This is a genomic window from Maridesulfovibrio salinus (genome assembly GCF_055394525.1).
This window is the reverse complement of the sequence record NZ_AP042461.1, coordinates 1,390,931-1,406,147: the sequence shown is the minus strand read 5'-3', so window position 1 is coordinate 1,406,147 and position 15,217 is coordinate 1,390,931. Positions and strand designations below refer to the sequence as shown.

The window sequence follows — 15,217 nt, the reverse complement described above, 5'->3', positions numbered from 1 at the left end:
CAAACAGGACTGAACATAATGGCAGCCAAAAAGAAACCCCGTCCGCTGCTCGTCTATGCAGACAAGGACGGACAGATATACGACCACCCCGAACTTGAGATGATGTGTCGGCGCGGTGATGAACTTGCCCAGCCTAGACCTGAAGAATATATCCCCCTGCCTCCGGACAGCGAATTTTTCCTGCTGCCGGGACGCTACCCAATCGGTCTTAATTCCGAAACCGGGGAAGTGGAGGAAGTGGATGGTGTCGCTGTTGCAGCATTCGCCTGCCCCGGTCATACTCTCACCGGTCTGGCAGCATACTCTAATTCGGAAGACGCTCCCGTTCTACCTATGTTCGCATACGGAGCTGTAGGGTATGCCAACGGAAGATTCTGGATCACCGCCAAAGTAGTTGATGAAGACAAACGTCAGGTCTTTACTAAAATTCCGCGTAAAAAGATCGACTCCGGGGCCCAGCTCCTTATGAAGGAAATGCCTGAAAACCGACTTGTGAGACACCTTGCCGGATGCGCTCTGACCTACGGCTGCCCGGCAGCTAAAAACCTCGCTCTGGGAAGGTTTGAAGCCCCGCTGCCCACGGCGCGGACATGCAACGCCCGCTGTATCGGATGCATTTCCGAACAACCTGAAGATTCGGGATTTCCGTCCACACAGGAACGCATCAAGTTCACCCCCACCGCGGATGAAATAACCGATATCATGCACTACCACGCCAAGCGAGAACGCAAACCGATTTTTTCCTTCGGTCAGGGCTGCGAAGGTGAACCGCTCACAGAGCATGTTCTGCTTACCGAAGCCATCCGCAAATACCGCTCTGAAGGTGGAAAAGGGACTGTAAACATCAACACCAACGGTTCTATAACCGAGTCCATGGAACCCCTTGCCGAGGCAGGGCTAAACTCAATCAGAGTCAGCCTTAATTCACTACGGGAACCAGTTTACAATGCCTACTACCGCCCAAAGGGATACAAATTTGATGATGTGGTAGCCACTATTTATAAAGCAAAGGAACTTGGGCTGCATGTTTCCCTTAACTATCTCTACTTTCCCGGCATCAGCGACACTGAATTCGAAGTCAGTGCCATCACCGATGTAGCCAAGGAGTGCAAGCTCGATTTTATTCAGCTGCGCAACCTGAATATTGATCCGGACCTTTATATGGAGCTTATGGAGCCATATGAATTCGGTCCCGGAATGGGTTTCGTCAATTTCCGCAAACGGATAAAGAATGAATGCCCCTGGATCGGCTTCGGATATTTCAACCCTTATCTTGGTGACGGCTAAAAACCGGACTTCAGTAAAGCTCACTAATGCCCGGCTGGCGAACACCAGGAACAAAACCAGAATCTACAATTCAAGACCGCAATATCTGTTATGATACTGCGGTCTTTTTGCTTTTTATTCTCAGAGAGCAGGTGTATATTTTGCAAATGAAAATTCGTTCCGTGCTGATTTTTACTTTCATGGTTTTCTCGTTGTGCTCTTTATGCAGCGCCCCTGCCCGCGCCGCACAGGAAAGATTCAGCATGGACTGGCAATTTGCAGTTGACCTTCCTGAAGCAGATTCTGCAGGGTTGCTCAAAGGAAAAATTTCCCATCTTAAAAACACATCATTCAGATTCACGGGAGAATATTTAAGTAAAAAGAGCCCTGTCAAAACAGGGCCTGTCAGCCTCAGCACGGTGTTCACCCTCGGTGACGGAAAGTTATATTTCAATAACTTAGAGATCAGGATAAGCAGGCTTGAAATCAACATTCCGGATCTGGGAATTACAAACCCAAATATTACAATCAATGGGAAAGGGATTATTGATCTGGACTCCGAATCAGTCAGTATTGATGGACTCAATCTAATCATTGACGATTTTCCACAGATCAACGGCTCTCTTGAATACTCAGTCAATGAAAACGGCTTCCTTGCATTAAATATAAACAACCCGCTACCCTTGCTGCAAAAAATAGCCTCGGATTTTCTCGAAAATTTCAATAGATGGGACAAAGAAGGCAATTTCTCAGTGAACATTACTGCAAAGTCCCTCACCAATAATCCTGAGATATCAACGGAGCTGGTCTTCGACAAAGTAAGCGCGGCTTCACCGGACGGTTCTGTCTTACTGGACAGCATCAAAGGCTCACTGAATGCAACATTTCCCGCTGATTTATCCCGGGTAAAAGGTCGGGTAAGCATTGAAAAAGGAGAAAGCTTATACGATACCTTTTATATGGATTTCTCAGGCCACCCACTGAATATCCTGATAGAATCGACTCTCCCAGTGGAAAGCGAACACGTTGAAGGTTTTATCCAGATGGATTGGCGAAAAATCGGAAAACTGCATGCCGAAGGTAAAATTAAGAATGTTCTCACCATTCCCGAATTTAATCTCAATGCTGACTTGAATATTGATGACCTAAAGGCCCCTTTTAGGTTGTTCGCCGTCGATCCTTTCTCTCTTGATGGGGTTTCAGCCAATGGACAGACAGAAATTAACTGCAAAGTTAAATCTGTAACCGACGGGATGATTCTGACCGGAACAGCCACTGTTAACAAAGCCGATTTCAATTCCGACCTGCTGAGTCTCTCAAGTCTTAATTCCAGACTCCCCTTCGCAATAAAACTGAATAAGAACTTTCAGCCGGAGACGAGTCCCGGACTTCAAAATCCGGAACAGGGTTTTGTTGAAATGGAGGAACTCCGTTCAGGTCCGGTTGAAATCAAGCGACTCACTTTTCCGGTAACTATATCATCCAACGAGATAAGCTTCGGGAAAATACCTGCAATCGGGCTTCAAGGCGGACAGATAGAGCTTGATGACATGTCTATAAAGAATCCTTTCAGTGAAGAATTTGTCTTTCACGGCAAACTTAACGCAGAGGAAATAGACCTTCTGCCACTATCCCCAGCGGCATTACCGGTTGAAGGCAAGATGAACGGCGATCTGGAATTCTGGCTTCTTATGAACCATCTTTCAACCACTGGAAGCTTGCAGGGCCAGGTTTACGGCGGGCAAATGGTCATTTCTGAAATCTATGCCGAAAATCTTTTCGAAGATTCCCGGCAATACGGAGCGGACTTCAAAATTCGCCACCTTGATCTCGTCCCTTTGAGTAAAGCGCTTGATATAGGACTCATAACCGGGCACATGGACCTGGACCTGACCGACCTGGTCATAGCTTACAACCAGCCGGCAGGCTTCTATCTGCGGGCGGTCACGACACCTGATTCAGACTCTGACAGAAATATAAGCCTGAAGGCCGTTAACACACTCTCAGTTATCGGGACCGGCTCAGGACTGACTGGAGCAGGAGTGGGAGTCTTCTCTCAGTTTTTTAAGGAATTCGGTTACTCCGAACTGGGCCTTGAATGCAGACTGGATAATGATATCTTTAAAATTCGAGGCTTGATAAGAGAGGAAGGAATCGAGTACATAATAAAAAGACCTCCCCTCTTCGGAATAAATGTAGTCAATAGCAACCCTGAAAACCTGATCAGCTTCTCGGATATGCTGAAAAGACTTAAACGGGTTATTGGAAATTAATAATTACATAATATACAGGAGCTTAACATGTTGAAAAAAACAGCACAGGTAATAACCTTTTTATCCTTACTGTCTTTTGTGGCCTGCGTAACTGTAAACATCTACTTTCCGGCGGCAAAAGTTGAAAAAGCGGCTGAAGACATAGTCGAGGATGTTTACGGAACGGACACTGGCAACGGACAAAACAAAGATGACCAGTCATCCCTTGAAACATTTCTGGCTTTCTTAACCCCCGCTAACGCCCATGCCGGGCCCGTCACAGAATCAGATCTCGAAAGTCTGAACCAGTCAAATTCAGCAATCCGTGGCCTGAAGGCAAGTATTGCTAAAAACCATCAGGCTCTGCTCCCTTACTATAATTCCGGCAACGTCGGCATTAACAACGAAGGTTTTCTTGAAATTGTCAGCAAGGACGGACTTAATATCAAAGATACAGCCAAACTCCGCCGCCTTATTGCTCAGGACAACGACACCCGTGAACAGCTTTATACCGAAGTTGCGGCATCAATGAACATTCCCGGCAGTGAAATCGGCAAGGTAAAGAACATATTCGCCGAAGTATGGCAAAAGCGTGCCCCCTCAGGATGGTTCATTCAGGATGCAAGCGGAAAATGGAAAAAGAAATAACCCGGAGGTCGATACGTGCCCTTTGACAACACCTATGCAAAACTCCCGGGAAGATTTTTCCACAGAGTTAATCCCTCCGGATTCGAAAATCCGCAACTGATCCGGGTCAACCGGGAAATGGCAGAATATATGGATTTCAGTCTGCCTGAATCCGAGGCGGAAATGGCGGAGCTTTTTTCGGGCAACACACTTCCAGAGGGCTCGGAACCAATCGCGCAGGTTTACGCCGGACACCAGTTCGGACATTTTGTACCCCGCCTCGGAGATGGACGTGCTGTCCTGCTGGGTGAATTTGTAAATAAAAAAGGGCAGCGTTTCGACATTCAATTAAAAGGCTCAGGACAGACCAGATTCTCAAGAAACGGTGACGGACGGTCCCCACTGGGACCGGTCATACGGGAATACATAATCAGCGAGGCAATGTTCAGGCTCGGTATTCCCACTACCCGCTCTCTGGCAATGGTCAGCACCGGAGAAAAAGTCTTTCGGGAAGGAGAACTGCCCGGAGCCGTTCTCACCCGCATCGCATCCAGCCACATAAGGGTGGGAACATTTGAATACTTTGCCGCGAGGAACGATAGTGAAGCCATCAAGATTCTTGCCGACTACACTATTGAACGTCATTATCCCCAATTAAAACAGACTGGGAACCCTTATCTCGGTCTACTCAGGGAAGTATGCAGTGTTCAGGCAGAACTGGTGGCTAAATGGATGCGCATCGGGTTTATTCACGGCGTTATGAACACTGACAACACTACAGTTTCAGGCGAAACCATAGATTATGGTCCCTGTGCCTTCATGGACAGCTATGATCCGGCAACAGTGTTCAGTTCAATCGACCACTACGGAAGGTATGCTTACGGACGCCAACCCTCCATCATCCAATGGAATATGGCGGGATTTGCAGGCTGTCTGCTTCCACTGCTCCACGATGACGAAGAAAAAGCTAAAGAAACAGCTGAAAATGAAATCGAAAAATTCAGCGGTAATTTCAAGGAAAACTATTTCCTTGAAATGGGTCGTAAAATAGGGATCAATCAGGCTGACCAATCAGGTATCGCTCTGCTGAACAACCTGCTGGACATGATGAACAAAGAAAAAACTGACTTCACCCTTGCTTTTCGGAATCTAGGGAAAGTTATGGAAGGAAAACAGGAAGCTTTTATCTCATTGTTTTCGGACGGTGACAAAGCAGAAGCGTGGATTGCGGACTGGAAAAAACTTCTGAATAATAAAAACATTCCGCACACAGAAGCCCTTAAAATCATGAATCAGGCCAACCCGGCCTATATTCCACGCAATCATCAGGTCGAAAAAGCAATATCAGCAGCAGTGGAGAATAGTGATTTCAGTATCGCGGAAAGGCTTCTTGATGTTCTGAAACATCCTTACAAAGAACGGCCCGAGTTTCTGGAGTACACCAGTCCTCCGGAAGCAACCGAAAAAGTATACCAGACTTTCTGCGGGACCTGATATAAAACAGATCCATCCGGCTGAAAAAGGAGCACCTGAATTAATGCGGAACGCGGTTCTAAGCATTTACCAAATAAAAACCCCTGAAACCAAAGTTTCAGGGGTTTTCAAATTTACTATAAATCAAAATCAGAAATTGACTTTGACCTGCTCTGAATCACCATCGCGGGTGACAGTCTCACCGATTTTCCAGGCATTAAGATTCATACCGGACAGACGGTTGAGAACATCTTCTTCACGATCCTTCGCCACAACAAGAATGTAACCGATACCGGTGTTGAAGATCTGCAGCATTTCAGGCCAGCTCAGGTTGCCCTGCTCTTTAAGCCAGTTGAAAACGGGCAGAACATCCCAGGAACCGAAATTGATATTCGCTGTGACCTGCTTGGGCAGTATACGTGGCAGGTTGTCATAAAAACCACCGCCAGTAACGTGTACCATGCCCTTGATCTCAATATCGCGGGAAAGGTTGCGTACAGCGTCCACATAAATTCTTGTGGGGGTCAGCAAAGCTTCACCGATTTTTTCATCGGTTCCGGGCAGCAGATCATCCGCCTTGAGGCCGGACTCTTCGTAAAGTTTGCGGACCAGTGAATAACCATTGGAATGAATACCGGAGGACTCAAGGCCGATGATGGAATCCCCAATTGTGATGGATGATCCATCAACAATTTTGGTATTATCCACCATTCCCACACAGAAACCGGAAAGATCATACTCACCGTCTGAGTAGAAGCCGGGCATTTCAGCGGTCTCACCGCCGAGCAGCGCACAGCCTGAAATCTTGCAGCCTTCCACAACCCCGGCTAAAACTTCTTCCGCAACACCGGACTCCAGCTTGCCTGTAGCAAAGTAATCAAGGAAGAAAAGGGGCTTGGCTCCCTGTACCAAAATATCGTTTACGCTCATTGCTACAAGGTCGATACCGATGGTATCATGCTTGTTGATTGCAAAGGCGAGTTTGAGCTTCGTTCCCACGCCGTCAGCTCCGGCGACAAGAACAGGCTCTTCCATCTGGGTCAGGTCAAGCTTGAACAGCCCGCCGAAACCACCGATATCTGTGACCACGCCTTTGGTGAAGGTGGAACCCACCATCCCCTTGATGCGGCCTATAAAATCATTGGCCGCATCGATATCGACACCGGCGGCCTTGTAAGCATCAGAACGACTTGCCATATTTATTATCTCCTAACAGTCTCTAAGAACGGACTGTATATGCTGAATCCGTCAAGAGTTCAAGAAACATCCAAGCCCTTTCCGCGAAAACGCAATAAAAAGGACCGCTGTTTGCAACGGACCCCATAACAGTTTATAGTATGACACGGAGAAAAACCATGTACAAGAAAACTTTCATCACTCTGACTATTATTTTGTCTCTGTCTATGGCAGGGCAAGGGGTGTGCGGAACGAAATTCATCAACAAGGATACCGCCAAAGACCGTAAACCTATAAAATACGGGACTAGTGTTGATAAAAACGAAATTAAAATCAAATCAGACAAAAACTCCAACATCATGAGCACAAAGCCCAAAGATAAGGAGGAAAATCCTCAATATGACGGGCCGATATTTGTGACTCCTGAAATCAAAATTGAAAAGGATTAAACATGAATCATCCAGCCAGGCTCTGGAAATCTCTCAAAGAAAGTAAAGTCCAGTGTCGCCTGTGCAGTCATTTCTGCATTATTGAACCCTCAAACCACGGTAAGTGCGGAGTCCGGCAGAATATTGACGGAGAACTTTTCACCAAAACCTATGAAAGAGTAGCCGCCATCAATATCGATCCCGTGGAGAAAAAACCTCTCTACCACTTTCTGCCCGGAACCAAAACGTTCTCGCTTGGAACCCAGGGGTGTAACTTCGGCTGTACTTTCTGCCAGAATGCGTCCCTTTCACAGCATCCGAAAACAGGAAGGGAAATAACAGGACAGAAAGTCACCCCTGAAACACTGGTGGAAGCTGCAATCGCCCATGAATGTGATTCCATATCGTACACCTATTCGGAGCCAACTATTTTCTTCGAGCTGATGCAGGATACCGCCCGGCTGGCCAGATCCAGAGGACTCAAGAACATAATGGTATCGAACGGTTTCCAGAGTCCGGAATGCATTGATGAACTAACCGGGCTGATTGATGCCGCCAATATTGATCTCAAAGCATTCAACGATGATTTTTACAAAAACACATGTGACGGCAAACTAAAACCTGTGCTCGAGAATCTCAAACTGATGAAACAAAAAAAATGGTGGCTAGAAGTCACCACTCTGCTAATTCCCGGAAAAAACGACAACCCTGATGAACTTAAAGAACTGGCCGCCTTTATAGCGGATGAACTGGGTGAAGAAGTCCCGTGGCATATTTCCCGCTTCCATCCGGATTACAAAATGCAGGACTGCCCGGCTACATCCATGCAGGCATTAACCAGAGCCAGAAAGACAGGAACAGACGCGGGGCTTGAGTACGTTTATATCGGTAATGTACCGGGAAGCGAAAACTCGAACAGTTTCTGCCCTTCCTGCAAAGCAGAGCTTATCAAGCGTTTCGGATTCGACATGGAAAACACCGGGCTTGAAGACGGAATGTGCAAATATTGCGGCTGTGAAATGAACGGAGTTTTCAAGTGATTGAGTACTCTGATAACAACTCGAAATAAAATAAATTAATTTTATGCTTGCCAAGCAATAGCATTTCAAGTATTTCCCCTTTCTGCACGAAACAAGTCGGAGCATGGCGCAGTCTGGTAGCGCGCTTGCTTTGGGAGCAAGATGCCGGGGGTTCAAATCCTCCTGCTCCGACCACTGCGAATTCAAAGGCTTACAGCATTTATTGTTGTAAGCCTTTTTTCGTGGGGGACCGGGTGGGGGACCTTTTGAAAAAGGGTCTACACCGAAGAAAGGGGCGCAAGCCCGAATGATCAAATTTCCAACCGTTGATTCTCTTTTCGACTACCCACACAAAACGCGCACACGCAGCCGATAGTTTTCAAAATTTCTAAACCCGTATGCCCGCCTCTGGATAAGTTTCATCTTTCGATGAAATCCTTCAGTTGTTCCGTTGTTTTTACTGTAGCGAAACATCCGGGCCACCTCCTCTTTCGGGTCTACACCGAAGAAAGGGGCGCAAGCCCGAATGATCAAATTTCCAACCGTTGATTCTCTTTTCGACTACCCACACAAAACGCGCACACGCAGCCGATAGTTTTCAAAATTTCTAAACCCGTATGCCCGCCTCTGGATAAGTTTCATCTTTCGATGAAATCCTTCAGTTGTTCCGTTGTTTTTACTGTAGCGAAACATCCGGGCCACCTCCTCTTTCCAGTTGCTCAAAGTTTTACCCAACGTCCGAAGTGGAGCAAAAGGACTTTGCTGAAGTTGCTTTATTTTATCAAGCAATTCGAAAATGTATTTTTTACAGCTACGACCATTTTGCGCCCTGATCCGCAGAAGATCGTTTAGTTCATGGCAGAAATGGTAAAGGCTTTCTATTGCCGGTTGAGCCTTAAAATATTGAGACAAAAGATCTTTCCTTTTATCGGACAAACGGTCCTGCCGACACAGCATGGCCCGCATAATTCCACCACGCCCATAAGAAATATTTTCTTCATCAATCAGCTTGCAGGTCTTGGTAAAATGATGATTTACCAACCGGATTACGTGAAAGCGATCCGAAACAATCCGCGCATTCGGAAACCAGTTTTTAACCATATGCCGATAAGCAGAATTCATATCGATGCAAACTACTTTTACCTTACTACGTCCTTTAAGAGTCCTGAGAAAAGGGAGTAATTCAGCTGCACTGCGACCTCTGGCTATGTCAAAAATTTTGTTATTTGTAAGATCGCAAAACGTGGTTGAAAAACCGACTTTGCGAGTGAAGCGGTGCTCGTCAATTCCGAGATAACTCGGGCATTTCCAGTTGCTGCGCTGTCGAGCTTTCAGATCAATGACTTGATGGTAAAATCGCTCCACACTTGAAACGCCGATCCCGTTTTCGTTGGCGATGGTCTTGTTACACGAACCGTTGTTGTACTGCCGAAAAACTTCTCGTTTCAGGACTTCAGTTGATCGACTCCATTTTTTTACACCTTCCATACGGGTGTTGAAATATCGACCGCAATCCTTACAGTGATGCTTATGACATTTCACCCGAAGAATCGATGCTCGTCCATTGTGCGGGATGCTCTTGATGAACCGCGTAAACGTATCCTTGATGCGAAAAGAAGAACTTCGACATCGTGGACAAACGGGTTTGCCTGTCCACTCCACTTCAAGAATTATCGGAAAATATGACACTACATTTTTGATTGCAAAATCGGAAAGACCGATTAAAATCCGATCCATAAATTGACCTCTTTTCTTTGGTAGGAAATTTGATCAATTTATAGGGCATATCGAGTCGGTTCGGTATGCCTTTCTTTTATCGGATTATTCTATCGCCCCTGTCTTTGAGGTAGAGCCCCTCTTTCCAGTTGCTCAAAGTTTTACCCAACGTCCGAAGTGGAGCAAAAGGACTTTGCTGAAGTTGCTTTATTTTATCAAGCAATTCGAAAATGTATTTTTTACAGCTACGACCATTTTGCGCCCTGATCCGCAGAAGATCGTTTAGTTCATGGCAGAAATGGTAAAGGCTTTCTATTGCCGGTTGAGCCTTAAAATATTGAGACAAAAGATCTTTCCTTTTATCGGACAAACGGTCCTGCCGACACAGCATGGCCCGCATAATTCCACCACGCCCATAAGAAATATTTTCTTCATCAATCAGCTTGCAGGTCTTGGTAAAATGATGATTTACCAACCGGATTACGTGAAAGCGATCCGAAACAATCCGCGCATTCGGAAACCAGTTTTTAACCATATGCCGATAAGCAGAATTCATATCGATGCAAACTACTTTTACCTTACTACGTCCTTTAAGAGTCCTGAGAAAAGGGAGTAATTCAGCTGCACTGCGACCTCTGGCTATGTCAAAAATTTTGTTATTTGTAAGATCGCAAAACGTGGTTGAAAAACCGACTTTGCGAGTGAAGCGGTGCTCGTCAATTCCGAGATAACTCGGGCATTTCCAGTTGCTGCGCTGTCGAGCTTTCAGATCAATGACTTGATGGTAAAATCGCTCCACACTTGAAACGCCGATCCCGTTTTCGTTGGCGATGGTCTTGTTACACGAACCGTTGTTGTACTGCCGAAAAACTTCTCGTTTCAGGACTTCAGTTGATCGACTCCATTTTTTTACACCTTCCATACGGGTGTTGAAATATCGACCGCAATCCTTACAGTGATGCTTATGACATTTCACCCGAAGAATCGATGCTCGTCCATTGTGCGGGATGCTCTTGATGAACCGCGTAAACGTATCCTTGATGCGAAAAGAAGAACTTCGACATCGTGGACAAACGGGTTTGCCTGTCCACTCCACTTCAAGAATTATCGGAAAATATGACACTACATTTTTGATTGCAAAATCGGAAAGACCGATTAAAATCCGATCCATAAATTGACCTCTTTTCTTTGGTAGGAAATTTGATCAATTTATAGGGCATATCGAGTCGGTTCGGTATGCCTTTCTTTTATCGGATTATTCTATCGCCCCTGTCTTTGAGGTAGAGCCTCTCTTTTCGACTACCCACACAAAACGCGCACACGCAGCCGATAGTTTTCAAAATTTCTAAACCCGTATGCCCGCCTCTGGATAAGTTTCATCTTTCGATGAAATCCTTCAGTTGTTCCGTTGCTTTTACTGTAGCGAAACATCCGGGCCACCTCCTCTTTCCAGTTGCTCAAAGTTTTACCCAACGTCCGAAGTGGAGCAAAAGGACTTTGCTGAAGTTGCTTTATTTTATCAAGCAATTCGGAAATGTATTTTTTACAGCTACGACCATTTTGCGCCCTGATCCGCAGAAGATCGTTTAGTTCATGGCAGAAATGGTAAAGGCTTTCTATTGCCGGTTGAGCCTTAAAATATTGAGACAAAAGATCTTTCCTTTTATCGGGCAAACGGTCCTGCCGACACAGCATGGCCCGCATAATTCCACCACGCCCATAAGAAATATTTTCTTCATCAATCAGCTTGCAGGTCTTGGTAAAATGATGATTTACCAACCGGATTACGTGAAAGCGATCCGAAACAATCCGCGCATTCGGAAACCAGTTTTTAACCATATGCCGATAAGCAGAATTCATATCGATGCAAACTACTTTTACCTTACTACGTCCTTTAAGAGTCCTGAGAAAAGGGAGTAATTCAGCTGCACTGCGACCTCTGGCTATGTCAAAAATTTTGTTATTTTTAAGATCGCAAAACGTGGTTGAAAAACCGACTTTGCGAGTGAAGCGGTGCTCGTCAATTCCGAGATAACTCGGGCATTTCCAGTTGCTGCGCTGTCGAGCTTTCAGATCAATGACTTGATGGTAAAATCGCTCCACACTTGAAACGCCGATCCCGTTTTCGTTGGCGATGGTCTTGTTACACGAACCGTTGTTGTACTGCCGAAAAACTTCTCGTTTCAGGACTTCAGTTGATCGACTCCATTTTTTTACACCTTCCATACGGGTGTTGAAATATCGACCGCAATCCTTACAGTGATGCTTATGACATTTCACCCGAAGAATCGATGCTCGTCCATTGTGCGGGATGCTCTTGATGAACCGCGTAAACGTATCCTTGATGCGAAAAGAAGAACTTCGACATCGTGGACAAACGGGTTTGCCTGTCCACTCCACTTCAAGAATTATCGGAAAATATGATACTACATTTTTGATTGCAAAATCGGAAAGACCGATTAAAATCCGATCCATAAATTGACCTCTTTTCTTTGGTAGGAAATTTGATCAATTTATAGGGCATATCGAGTCGGTTCGGTATGCCTTTCTTTTATCGGATTATTCTATCGCCCCTGTCTTTGAGGTAGAGCCTTGAAAAACGGCCGGTGAAACCGACTGGATTCTCCCGCTGGTGATTATTGTGATCAAAATCATTTTACCAGTATTTTTAGTGAGATGAGCTTGTGGCTGTTTCCGCTAGTGTGTGGAGGGCCCGACGACTTGTTCGAATTAGCAAGATGCCTACCCTTAACAAGACACCGACATCCATTGCCAGCCGCAAGACAAATGAAAGAGCCGACCTCCTACGAGATCGACCCAGAGATTTCCTACGAGTGAAGTCAAGAGTCGACATAATCGGACAAGATATGCTGCAAATGATCCCATTGCTTACTCCTGCGCAAATACCCAGGATGATATGAACGGTAAGATTTTTCTGGGAGATAACGGCTTTTAACCATGGCCAATGATCTCTCAGAAACACCTTTAACAAAGGGACTAAAGCTAGCATCATCCAGATGAGCTTTTATCGCTCCATCATAATTTGGGCCTGTGAAGAAAATGACAATGTCAGGATCAATAATTGAAATTTCATCCTTTAGAACATTGAAATGCAACAATTCAAGCTGCTGTAATTCCTTAGGGGGAGCTGAGTTATTCGAGTCATACTTCCAAATATTAGTCCACTGAAAGGCAACTTCAGAACAATTCGGATTTAAACTTTCCCGCAAATGGTGAGCAGCCTGCCAAAAAGGACTAGTACAAAACCTCGTATTACAACTCAGCCTGAAATCACTATAGCACCGCTGAAGTCTATCTATATCGACAAAACCTTCGTCAAAAGCATCCCAACCATTGGTCTGCTGCCCTATAATCAAAATTTTGTGATTTACGGAGGAAAATTCTTCTTCCCAACAGTCCGTGAGTAGTGGCCCACTATCTACCAACTTTGAGTTAGATATAGAAGCCAAGCCGTCCATTTTGCTAAGATACAAATCTTTAAGTTTTTTCTTAACGCTCATTTGTCCTCCTCTATTAAATAATGCTAAGTTTAAATTTATTTCCAATAGTTACAGAAATATTCATTTATCTGGCGCAGTAAAAAACAAACAAATATTATCCGCAAAACCATCCTTACTAGGGAACGATTCAGGTTTATACATTTTCTTAGCCTGAGATTTTCGGGCAGTTTTTCCCAAACCTATTTCGCAATTAAATTCAGGCTCTCGCAAATAGATATACTCGATATAACAACTTCTTTCAGCGTGTAAATCGAGTATAGAATAAGATTTTTGAGATATCTCAAAGACTCCTCGAAAAGTTGCACCTTTGCTCTTCATCAAAAGGTTCGTCGACAGAATCAAGTACTTTTCGCGATCACTACCGAGACTAAACCGGGATTTTAGATTGTAATACTTTCCCTTCAAATAATTTATGATCTTCATAAACACCCTCCTTACATTTTTTTGCCGTTGAACCTAAAGCCTTTTGCCCCCCGATTTTTGTTGAAAAAAAATAAATTATTTACAAAATACACTGTAAGGCCATAAAATATATGAATATAAGCTTTAATATCAACAACAATAACTACATGCAAACACGACAAACTATACACAAACGACATCCATCGTCCGCCGCATAAAAGAAAAGGACCGACCTCTTACGAGATCGGTCCAATGTTTTCGAAATGACCCCCTCCTTGCCAATAATACCAATAAATATTATTTATAAGTATATCCAAACAAGGGAGGCCACCATGCAAAAAAATACCAGCGTAACACTCGGCGAACATTTTGATTCTTTTATCGCTGATCAGGTAAAATCCGGTCGCTTCAATTCCGCAAGCGAGATAATTCGTGCAGGACTGAGACTCCTTGAAGAAAGAGAAGCAAAATTGAAAGCCCTGCAACTGGCCCTGCGCGAGGGAGAGGATAGCGGAATTTCCGACTATTCCCTTGAAAATATTATGAAAGAATTGGATAGCTAGATGAATTTCAAGCTGACCAATAAAGCTTATGCTGACTTGAAAAACATTGCGCGATACACTCAAAAAACATGGGGGGCCGCACAGCGCAATGACTATCTGACCCAAATGGATTCGACCTTCCATATACTTGCAGAGAATTATAGACTTGGTGTGAATTGTGATCATATCCGAAATGGCTACCGTAAATATCCGGTAGGGAAACATCTAATTTTTTATCACATTGCGAAGAACACAGTCATAATCAGCAGGATTTTGCATCAAAGCATGGATGTGGAACGACAACTTTAATTGAAGTACACGGGGAACCATTCACCCCAAAAACACCCAAAAATCTCAAAAAGAATGTCCCCAATTCTAAAAATTATTCAATTAATTCAAAGTCTGCAACATTCGCAGACGGCTTTGGGAGCAAGATGCCGGGGGTTCAAATCCTCCTGCTCCGACCAGTAAATTCAAAGGCTTACAACATTCATTGTTGTAAGCCTTTTTTCGTGGGGGACCGGGTGGGGGGGGTACCCCTCCCGCATATTAGTTCCAACGCCAAGTACAAATCTCCGATAGGAAGACATCCCTTCTTCCTCCGACTCGTAAATTAAATTCCTTACATGATGCATCACGTAAGGGAATGAATTATGGTGAACCGTGCATATGGTATCCAATTAGCTGCAATCGCAGAATTTATAAATACGATTCTCTATCACCCTCCGATTGCCTTTCTCCCCTGAAACTGACCACAAACTATTGTGTCAGTTTGGACATATATTGCGTTAACTA

14 protein-coding genes, 1 tRNA gene and 1 pseudogene are annotated in these 15,217 nt (G+C 44.7%); 9 read left to right on the top strand and 7 right to left on the bottom strand.

Translation table 11 applies throughout. From position 1 onward, the window contains the following. Positions 1-18: 18 nt before the first annotated feature. From ACZ5PW_RS06225 to ACZ5PW_RS06210, 4 genes are all read left to right on the top strand, one after another. The gene (locus tag ACZ5PW_RS06225) at positions 19-1,287 is read left to right on the top strand and encodes a radical SAM family protein (RefSeq protein WP_464558990.1); all 1,269 of its coding nucleotides are present in this window, start codon (positions 19-21) and stop codon (positions 1,285-1,287) included. Positions 1,288-1,433: 146 nt separating this feature from the next. Next, entirely contained in the window at positions 1,434-3,539 is a 2,106-nt protein-coding gene (locus ACZ5PW_RS06220; RefSeq protein ID WP_464558988.1) for a hypothetical protein, read from the top strand. 27 nt (positions 3,540-3,566) lie between these two features. Then, entirely contained in the window at positions 3,567-4,166 is a 600-nt protein-coding gene (locus tag ACZ5PW_RS06215; RefSeq protein ID WP_464558986.1) for a DUF1318 domain-containing protein, read from the top strand. A 15-nt stretch (positions 4,167-4,181) separates the two neighbouring features. Further along, the gene (locus tag ACZ5PW_RS06210; protein WP_464558984.1) at positions 4,182-5,639 is read left to right on the top strand and encodes a protein adenylyltransferase SelO; all 1,458 of its coding nucleotides are present in this window, start codon (positions 4,182-4,184) and stop codon (positions 5,637-5,639) included. Positions 5,640-5,768: 129 nt separating this feature from the next. On the opposite strand, the gene purM is transcribed toward ACZ5PW_RS06210, so the two are convergent. Then, positions 5,769-6,815: a phosphoribosylformylglycinamidine cyclo-ligase gene (gene purM / locus ACZ5PW_RS06205; RefSeq protein WP_464558982.1), complete on the bottom strand. Its 1,047-nt coding sequence runs from the start codon at positions 6,813-6,815 to the stop codon at positions 5,769-5,771. A 158-nt stretch (positions 6,816-6,973) separates the two neighbouring features. On the opposite strand from purM, the gene ACZ5PW_RS06200 reads away from it, so the two are divergent. The 3 genes from ACZ5PW_RS06200 to ACZ5PW_RS06190 all read left to right on the top strand — a co-directional run bounded on the left by ACZ5PW_RS06200 (position 6,974) and on the right by ACZ5PW_RS06190 (position 8,436). Beyond that, complete coding sequence (locus ACZ5PW_RS06200) at positions 6,974-7,243, top strand: hypothetical protein (RefSeq protein ID WP_464558980.1); 270 nt, start codon at positions 6,974-6,976, stop codon at positions 7,241-7,243. A 2-nt stretch (positions 7,244-7,245) separates the two neighbouring features. After that, on the top strand, positions 7,246-8,262 hold the full coding sequence (gene amrS, locus ACZ5PW_RS06195; protein WP_464558978.1) for an AmmeMemoRadiSam system radical SAM enzyme: 1,017 nt from the start codon (positions 7,246-7,248) through the stop codon (positions 8,260-8,262). Positions 8,263-8,359: 97 nt separating this feature from the next. Then, positions 8,360-8,436, top strand: a tRNA-Pro gene (locus tag ACZ5PW_RS06190). A 147-nt stretch (positions 8,437-8,583) separates the two neighbouring features. On the opposite strand, the pseudogene ACZ5PW_RS06185 reads toward ACZ5PW_RS06190, so the two are convergent. The 6 genes and pseudogenes from ACZ5PW_RS06185 to ACZ5PW_RS06160 all read right to left on the bottom strand — a co-directional run. Then, a pseudogene (locus ACZ5PW_RS06185) lies at positions 8,584-8,733 on the bottom strand (transposase); the annotation flags it as partial. Positions 8,734-8,802: 69 nt separating this feature from the next. After that, positions 8,803-9,978: an ISL3 family transposase gene (locus ACZ5PW_RS06180; protein WP_464555690.1), complete on the bottom strand. Its 1,176-nt coding sequence runs from the start codon at positions 9,976-9,978 to the stop codon at positions 8,803-8,805. A 76-nt stretch (positions 9,979-10,054) separates the two neighbouring features. Continuing rightward, positions 10,055-11,128, bottom strand: a complete 1,074-nt coding sequence (locus ACZ5PW_RS06175) for an ISL3 family transposase (RefSeq protein WP_464558976.1) — start codon at positions 11,126-11,128, stop codon at positions 10,055-10,057. 128 nt (positions 11,129-11,256) lie between these two features. Continuing rightward, a complete protein-coding gene (locus ACZ5PW_RS06170; protein WP_464558974.1) occupies positions 11,257-12,432 on the bottom strand; it encodes an ISL3 family transposase in 1,176 nt (391 codons plus the stop codon). 365 nt (positions 12,433-12,797) lie between these two features. After that, the gene (locus tag ACZ5PW_RS06165; RefSeq protein WP_464558972.1) at positions 12,798-13,478 is read right to left on the bottom strand and encodes a hypothetical protein; all 681 of its coding nucleotides are present in this window, start codon (positions 13,476-13,478) and stop codon (positions 12,798-12,800) included. A gap of 60 nt (positions 13,479-13,538) precedes the next feature. Further along, the gene (locus ACZ5PW_RS06160; RefSeq protein WP_464558970.1) at positions 13,539-13,901 is read right to left on the bottom strand and encodes a hypothetical protein; all 363 of its coding nucleotides are present in this window, start codon (positions 13,899-13,901) and stop codon (positions 13,539-13,541) included. A 311-nt stretch (positions 13,902-14,212) separates the two neighbouring features. Between ACZ5PW_RS06160 and ACZ5PW_RS06155 the strand changes: the two genes are divergently transcribed. Continuing rightward, complete coding sequence (locus ACZ5PW_RS06155; protein WP_464558968.1) at positions 14,213-14,443, top strand: type II toxin-antitoxin system ParD family antitoxin; 231 nt, start codon at positions 14,213-14,215, stop codon at positions 14,441-14,443. Next, positions 14,444-14,731, top strand: coding sequence for a type II toxin-antitoxin system RelE/ParE family toxin (locus tag ACZ5PW_RS06150; RefSeq protein WP_464558966.1), 288 nt, complete (start codon positions 14,444-14,446; stop codon positions 14,729-14,731). Positions 14,732-15,217: the final 486 nt, after the last annotated feature.

Excerpts from the sequence above, each read along its gene's own strand:
- ACZ5PW_RS06225 (WP_464558990.1), top strand. The coding sequence starts at position 19 with ATGGCAGCCAAAAAGAAACCCCGTCCGCTGCTCGTCTATGCAGACAAG.
- ACZ5PW_RS06180 (WP_464555690.1), bottom strand. The coding sequence starts at position 9,978 with ATGGATCGGATTTTAATCGGTCTTTCCGATTTTGCAATCAAAAATGTA.
- amrS (WP_464558978.1), top strand. The coding sequence starts at position 7,246 with ATGAATCATCCAGCCAGGCTCTGGAAATCTCTCAAAGAAAGTAAAGTC.
- purM (WP_464558982.1), bottom strand. The coding sequence starts at position 6,815 with ATGGCAAGTCGTTCTGATGCTTACAAGGCCGCCGGTGTCGATATCGAT.
- ACZ5PW_RS06170 (WP_464558974.1), bottom strand. The coding sequence starts at position 12,432 with ATGGATCGGATTTTAATCGGTCTTTCCGATTTTGCAATCAAAAATGTA.
- ACZ5PW_RS06200 (WP_464558980.1), top strand. The coding sequence starts at position 6,974 with ATGTACAAGAAAACTTTCATCACTCTGACTATTATTTTGTCTCTGTCT.
- ACZ5PW_RS06150 (WP_464558966.1), top strand. The coding sequence starts at position 14,444 with ATGAATTTCAAGCTGACCAATAAAGCTTATGCTGACTTGAAAAACATT.
- ACZ5PW_RS06155 (WP_464558968.1), top strand. The coding sequence starts at position 14,213 with ATGCAAAAAAATACCAGCGTAACACTCGGCGAACATTTTGATTCTTTT.
- ACZ5PW_RS06215 (WP_464558986.1), top strand. The coding sequence starts at position 3,567 with ATGTTGAAAAAAACAGCACAGGTAATAACCTTTTTATCCTTACTGTCT.
- ACZ5PW_RS06165 (WP_464558972.1), bottom strand. The coding sequence starts at position 13,478 with ATGAGCGTTAAGAAAAAACTTAAAGATTTGTATCTTAGCAAAATGGAC.
- ACZ5PW_RS06160 (WP_464558970.1), bottom strand. The coding sequence starts at position 13,901 with ATGAAGATCATAAATTATTTGAAGGGAAAGTATTACAATCTAAAATCC.
- ACZ5PW_RS06220 (WP_464558988.1), top strand. The coding sequence starts at position 1,434 with ATGAAAATTCGTTCCGTGCTGATTTTTACTTTCATGGTTTTCTCGTTG.
- ACZ5PW_RS06175 (WP_464558976.1), bottom strand. The coding sequence starts at position 11,128 with ATGGATCGGATTTTAATCGGTCTTTCCGATTTTGCAATCAAAAATGTA.